The 6,091-nt window shown below is 71.6% G+C and carries 4 protein-coding genes; 3 read left to right on the top strand and 1 reads right to left on the bottom strand.

The window, feature by feature from the left end:
- Nucleotides 1-520 precede the first annotated feature (520 nt).
- The 3 genes from sucC (at nt 521) to AB0J52_RS23470 (ending at nt 4,450) form a co-directional block, all read left to right on the top strand.
- On the top strand, nt 521-1,699 hold the full coding sequence (gene sucC, locus AB0J52_RS23480) for an ADP-forming succinate--CoA ligase subunit beta (RefSeq protein ID WP_500184152.1): 1,179 nt from the start codon (nt 521-523) through the stop codon (nt 1,697-1,699).
- A 1-nt stretch (nt 1,700) separates the two neighbouring features.
- Nucleotides 1,701-2,588, top strand: a complete 888-nt coding sequence (gene sucD, locus AB0J52_RS23475; protein ID WP_500184151.1) for a succinate--CoA ligase subunit alpha — start codon at nt 1,701-1,703, stop codon at nt 2,586-2,588.
- Nucleotides 2,589-2,752: 164 nt separating this feature from the next.
- A complete protein-coding gene (locus AB0J52_RS23470; RefSeq protein ID WP_500184150.1) occupies nt 2,753-4,450 on the top strand; it encodes a Coagulation factor 5/8 type domain-containing protein in 1,698 nt (565 codons plus the stop codon).
- Between the two features lie 65 nt (nt 4,451-4,515).
- Here AB0J52_RS23470 and AB0J52_RS23465 read toward each other — a convergent pair whose 3' ends face one another.
- Nucleotides 4,516-5,703 carry an alpha/beta hydrolase gene (locus AB0J52_RS23465; RefSeq protein WP_500184148.1) on the bottom strand — a complete coding sequence of 396 codons (1,188 nt, stop codon included), beginning with the start codon at nt 5,701-5,703 and terminating at the stop codon, nt 4,516-4,518.
- Nucleotides 5,704-6,091: the final 388 nt, after the last annotated feature.

Raw genomic sequence — 6,091 nt, 5'->3', positions numbered from 1 at the left:
GGGCCAGCCGCCCCCGCCGACCAGGCCGGGGCTGGCCCACTCCGGCTCCCCGGTCTCGGGCAGCGAGACTCCGCAGGTCGCGGCCAGGGCGGAGACGAGCAGGACCGCGGAGGCCCGGCGCACCCGCCCGGGCCATGTCGTCGGCCACACCGCCGGCCCGACTCCGCTGTCCGCCACCGCACCTCCCCCTTGAGACGGGGCTTAGTACATCAAACTCCGCCAAACGCCGCAGTCGGCTCCGGGGGTGTACGCGGCATTCGACGCACGTTTTCCTACCCACCCCAAACGCCTGGATCCCGCCCCCCGAAGAGGGGGGAGGGAGGCCGGAACGGGTAGGGGATGAGCAACTTCACACCCTTTCCGGGAACACGGCGGGACCCGGCGGCGTGACCATGGACCCGGGTTGACTAGGCTCCTTCGACGGAGCGGACCGCAGAGTGGCGGCCGCACGGCGCCATGAGTCCCCGTGTACCCCCCACTCCTCCGCGGTCATTGGCTGTCGATCCGTTAAGGACGCCTCGTGGACCTGTTCGAACATCAGGCAAAGGAACTCTTTGCCGAGTACGGGGTACCGGTGCCCACCGGCAAGGTCGCCCATACTCCCCAGGAAGCGCGTGCCATCGCGGAGGAGCTCTTCTCCGCTGGCAGCAAGAAGGTCGTCGTCAAGGCCCAGGTGAAGACCGGTGGCCGCGGCAAGGCGGGCGGCGTGAAGCTGGCCGACAACGCCGACGAGGCGGAGACCCTCGCGAACCAGATCCTCGGCATGGACATCAAGGGCCACACGGTCCACAAGGTCCTGGTCGAGGAGGGTTCGGCGATCGCGCAGGAGTACTACTTCTCCTTCCTGCTCGACCGCGCGAACCGCACCTTCCTCTCCATCTGCTCCGTCGAGGGCGGCGTGGAGATCGAGGAGGTGCCGCACGACCAGCTCGCCATGGTCCCGGTCTCGCCGCTGGACGGCATCGACCTGGCCAAGGCGCGGCGGATCGCCGAGCAGGGCCGCCTCCCCGAGGAGGCCCTGGACGGCGCCGCCGCGATCATCGAGCGGCTCTGGGCCGTGTTCACCGACGAGGACGCCACCCTCGTCGAGGTGAACCCGATGATCCTCACCGCCGACGGTGAGGTGAAGGCGCTGGACGGCAAGGTCTCGCTGGACGACAACGCGTCCTTCCGCCAGGAGCACGACAAGCTCGAGGACAAGGCCAGCGCCGACCCGCTGGAGGCCAAGGCCAAGGCCCTCGACCTGAACTACGTCAAGCTCGAGGGCAACGTCGGCATCATCGGCAACGGCGCCGGCCTGGTCATGTCCACCCTGGACGTGGTGGCCTACGCCGGTGAGCGGCACGGCGGCATGAAGCCCGCCAACTTCCTCGACATCGGCGGCGGCGCGTCCGCCGAGGTGATGGCCAACGGCCTGGAGATCGTGCTGTCGGACGCCGAGGTCAAGTCGGTGTTCGTCAACGTCTTCGGCGGCATCACCGCCTGCGACGCCGTCGCCAACGGCATCGTGTCGGCCTACAAGCTGCTCGCGGACCGCGGCGAGGCCGTGGACCGCCCGCTGGTCGTCCGGCTCGACGGCAACAACGCCGAGCTCGGCCGCCAGATCCTGAAGGACGCGGCGCTGCCCGGCGTCCAGCAGGTCGAGACCATGGACGACGCGGCCGAGCGGGCCGCCGAACTCGCCGCGGCAGGTGCGTGAAATGGCCATCTGGCTCACTGAGAACAGCAAGATCATCGTCCAGGGCATCACCGGCTCCGAGGGCTCCAAGCACGGCCGCCGGATGCTCGCCTCGGGCGCCCAGGTCGTCGGCGGCGTGAACGCGCGCAAGGCCGGCACCACCGTCGAGTTCGACGGCACCGAGCTCCCGGTCTTCGGCACCGTCAAGGAGGCCATGGAGAAGACCGGCGCGGACGTGTCGGTCGTCTTCGTGCCGCCGAAGTTCACCAAGGACGCCGTGGTCGAGGCGATCGACGCCGGGATCCCGCTGTGCGTGGTCATCACCGAGGGCATCCCGGTGCACGACACCGCCTACTTCTGGGCGTACGCCGAGTCCAAGGGCAACAAGACCCGGATCATCGGGCCGAACTGCCCGGGCATCGCGTCCCCCGGCAAGTCCAACGCGGGCATCATCCCGGCCGACATCACCACGCCGGGCCGCATCGGCCTGGTGTCCAAGTCGGGCACGCTGACCTACCAGATGATGTACGAGCTGCGTGACTTCGGGTTCTCCACCTGCGTCGGCATCGGCGGCGACCCGATCATCGGCACCACGCACATCGACGCCCTCCAGGCGTTCCAGGACGACCCCGACACCGACGCCATCGTCATGATCGGCGAGATCGGCGGCGACGCCGAGGAGCGCGCGGCGGCCTTCATCGAGAAGAACGTCACCAAGCCGGTCGTCGGCTACGTGGCGGGCTTCACCGCCCCCGAGGGCAAGACGATGGGCCACGCCGGCGCCATCGTCTCCGGCTCCGCGGGCACCGCCCAGGCCAAGAAGGAGGCCCTGGAGAAGGTCGGCGTCCGGGTCGGCAAGACCCCGAGCGAGACCGCCCGCCTCATGGCGGAGATCATGCGCAACCTCTGATCCACCCGATCAGGCCCACGAAGGACGCCCGAGCCGCACTTCCGCGGCGCGGGCGTCTTTCGTTTGCCTGAGCGTCCCCGGGGGAGTCCCGGACGGGACTAGAACATGAACAGTGCTCATGTTCTAATGAGGGTGCGCTTCGTCCCCACCCCCCTGGAGCGGCCATGAGACTCCCGCGCACCCCCCGCCTCCGCCCCGCCTCGCGCCGGCGCGTCCGGCGCACCCCACATGCCTCGCGTGTCCGGCGCGCCCCGCGCTCGCCCCGCGCCGTCACGGTCCTGCTGGCGGCCCTGCTCTGCGCCCTCGGGACCGCGTCGGCCGCCAACGCCGTCCGGCCCGCGTCCCCGGCGGCCGCCGCGACGTCCGGGCCCGTCCGCGGCCTGGTGGACGGCCACACCCACATCGAGGGCGCCGACGACATGGGCGGCCGGATGATCTGCGGCGAGCCGTTCGACCCCGACGGCATCGCCGCGGCGCTGCACGACTGCCTGGACCACTACCCGAACGGCTCGCTCGCGGTCTTCGAGAACTTCCTGAAGAACGGCAGCCCGCTCGGCACCCACGACCCGATCGGCTGGCCCACGTTCAGGGACTGGCCCGCGCACGACTCGCTGACCCACCAGCAGGTCTACTACACCTGGCTGCAGCGGGCCTGGCAGGGCGGACTGCGGATCATCGTCGACCAGTACGTCGCGAACCGCGTGCTGTGCGAGCTGTACCCGCTCAAGAAGAACCCCTGCGACGAGGACGCCACGATCGACCTCGAACACGGCAAGGCCGTCCGGATGCAGGACTACATCGACAACCTGAACGGCGGACCCGGCAAGGGCTGGTTCCGGATCGTCCGCACGCCGCAGGAGGCGCGCACGGTCGCCGCGTCCGGGAAGCTCGCCGTGGTCGAGAGCATCGAGACGTCCGAGCCGTTCGGCTGCCGCGAGATCCGGGACGTCCCGCAGTGCACCCGGCAGCAGATCGACGCGGGCCTGGACCACATGCAGGCCCAGGGCGTGAGCAGCATGTTCGTCTGCCACAAGTTCGACAACGCGCTCTGCGGCGTCCGGATGGACGGCGGCACCGCGGGCGTCGCGGTCAACCTCGGCAACCTCGTCGGGACCGGGCACTTCTGGGACGTCCAGACCTGCACCGGCCCGGCGCACGACAACACGGTCACGCCCCAGGTCACGCTGCCCGTCGCGGTCACGTCGGCGCTCGGCCTGCCGAACCTGCCGGCGCCGCTCTACCCGGCCGCGCCGCACTGCAACACCCGCGGCCTGACCCCGCTCGGCGCCTACATGGTGCAGCAGATGATCAAGCGGAAGATGATCGTCCAGATCGACCACATGAGCGCCAAGGCCGCCGACCAGACCCTCACCCTGCTGGAGCAGGCGCACTACCCGGGCGTCATCTCGTCCCACAGCTGGACCGACCCCGGCTTCTACGAGCGGATCTACCGGCTCGGCGGCATGGTCACCGAGTACGGCTCGCCCGCCGACCAGTTCGCGGGCGGCTGGCGGGAGGCGAAGCAGGCGTTCCAGCGGGCGGGCGGCCAGGGCCCGTTCGGATTCGGCTACGGCCTGGACGCCAACGGTTTCGGCAAGCTCCCCGGGCCGCGCCAGGGAAGCGACGTCCGGTACCCGTTCACCGCGCTCAGCGGCGTCACCCTCGACCGGCCGCACACCGGCCTGCGCACCTGGGACGTCAACGTGGACGGCGTCGCCAACTACGGCCTCGTCCCGGACTGGATGGAGGACGTCCGCAAGACCGACGGCCCCGAGCTGACCGATGACATGGCCAACGGGGCCGAGGCGTACCTGCGCATGTGGGAGAAGGTGGACGCCTACACGCCGCCGTCCGGCCCCTGACCCCTGCCCCGCCCCGCTCCGCCCCGCCTCGCCGCGTCCCGTGGCGAGGCGGGGCGGTCGGCCGGTCAGGAGCGCTTGATCTGGTGGATGGGAGGCGGCGGCTGGTCGCCGGGCACGCTCGCCGGGCCCACCGGCGGGATCTTGCCCGGCCTGGGCGTCGGCGCGGTGCCCTGCGCCGGGCTGCCGAGCCGGTTGGTGGCCCAGTTCAGGAACTTGGGGAACGCCGGGTTCCAGGCCGCGTAGGTGTGCCGCGCGTGCGCGATGACGACCATCGGCGCGTCCTGCCCGTGGCTCTGCAGGACGCTGTGGAACAGCCTGGCGTCCGCCACGTCCCCCCGGTCCGAACCGCCCGCCATCAGCCAGAACGCGGGCAGCCTCGAAGCGGGCGGGGCGTTGGTGACCCGCCAGAGCGGATCGTTCTCCAGCCGCGCGTGGGCGTTGCCGCCGAACGGGTCGGAGCCGTGCTCCGGAAGCGGCTGGAAGTAGCCGCTCATCACCCCGGCGAGGCCGAACACGTTCGGGTGCCGCAGCGCCAGGTTCGCCGCGCAGAAGCCGCCCTCGGAGAACCCGGCGACGCCCCAGCGCGCGCCGGTCGGCTCGGTGCGGAACGAGGTCTCCACCGAGGCCGGGACGTCCTCGGCGAGGTAGGTGTCGTTCCTGGCCCCCTTCGGACGGTCGAGGCACTGCGAGCCGCCCGCGCCGTGCGCGTTCCCGTTGATGTTGGGCATCACCAGGATCGAGGGCCTGGCCTGGTGCTTGTCGACCAGCGTCTTGAAGGTCGTGGTGACGTGCAGGCCGCGCTGCCAGTCCTCCGGCTCGCCGGGCGAGCCGTGCAGCAGCTCCAGCACGGGGAACCGCGCCGAGGCGTACTGCGACTGGAAGTACTGCGGCGGCAGGTACACCAGGCCCTCGCGGCTGATCCGGCTCCGGGACCCCGCGAGCGTCGTGGTCACCAGCAGGCCGTCCCGGGCCGGCGCGCCGCCGGTCTTCAGGTTCTTGCCGCCGCCGGGCGGCAGCGCCTGCACCCCGGGATGCCGCCCCGCCAGGTCGTCGACCAGGTCGCCCCAGGTCTGGTAGTAGTCGTAGAACCGGTTGACCAGGGCCATGCCGAACACCGAGGACAGCGCGAACGCCAGCACCCCCGCGCCGATCCGCATCGCCAGGTGCGGCCCCTGCCTGGCCAGGACGTACGCCAGACCGCCGACGGCCGCCACCATCAGCAGCAGCACGAGCATGCTCTGCGGACCGAACACCGGATCCCTCCCCGTGGGACTGCGGACCGCCCCCGCCCCCGACGGAGGCGCACCGCTCCTGATGCGCACAACGCGGCGAAACCGCGTGGAGATCCAGGGTTACCCGATCGTTGCGCGTGCTCCCGTCCATCCTGCCGCCTCCGGGGGGCGTTCGCGCCGCGACCGTCCGCCGCAAAGACGACACGCCGGGTGCGGGCGGCCGCCGGACGAGGCCGGGGTGTCAGCATGGACGCCGTGAGTGAGACGGGACGGCAGCGGACGGCGGCGACCGGCACGACGGCGGGCACCCCCGCGGGCCCGCCCTCCGGCGCGTCCCGAGGGGGCTCGCCGGGCTCCCCGGCGGCCCCGGGGAACGGCCCGGCCTCCGACCGTCCAGGGCCGGAGACCG

Origin of the sequence: Spirillospora sp. NPDC049652, from assembly GCF_040675125.1 — a bacterium.
In the GTDB taxonomy this organism is placed as follows: domain Bacteria; phylum Actinomycetota; class Actinomycetes; order Streptosporangiales; family Streptosporangiaceae; genus Spirillospora.
The sequence above is the reverse complement of the archived record's forward strand: the minus strand, read 5'-3'. Positions and strand labels throughout refer to the sequence as shown.

Bases quoted from the DNA above. Each gene is read 5' to 3' on its own strand.
- sucD (WP_500184151.1), top strand. From the start codon at position 1,701: ATGGCCATCTGGCTCACTGAGAACAGCAAGATCATCGTCCAGGGCATC.
- AB0J52_RS23470 (WP_500184150.1), top strand. From the start codon at position 2,753: ATGAGACTCCCGCGCACCCCCCGCCTCCGCCCCGCCTCGCGCCGGCGC.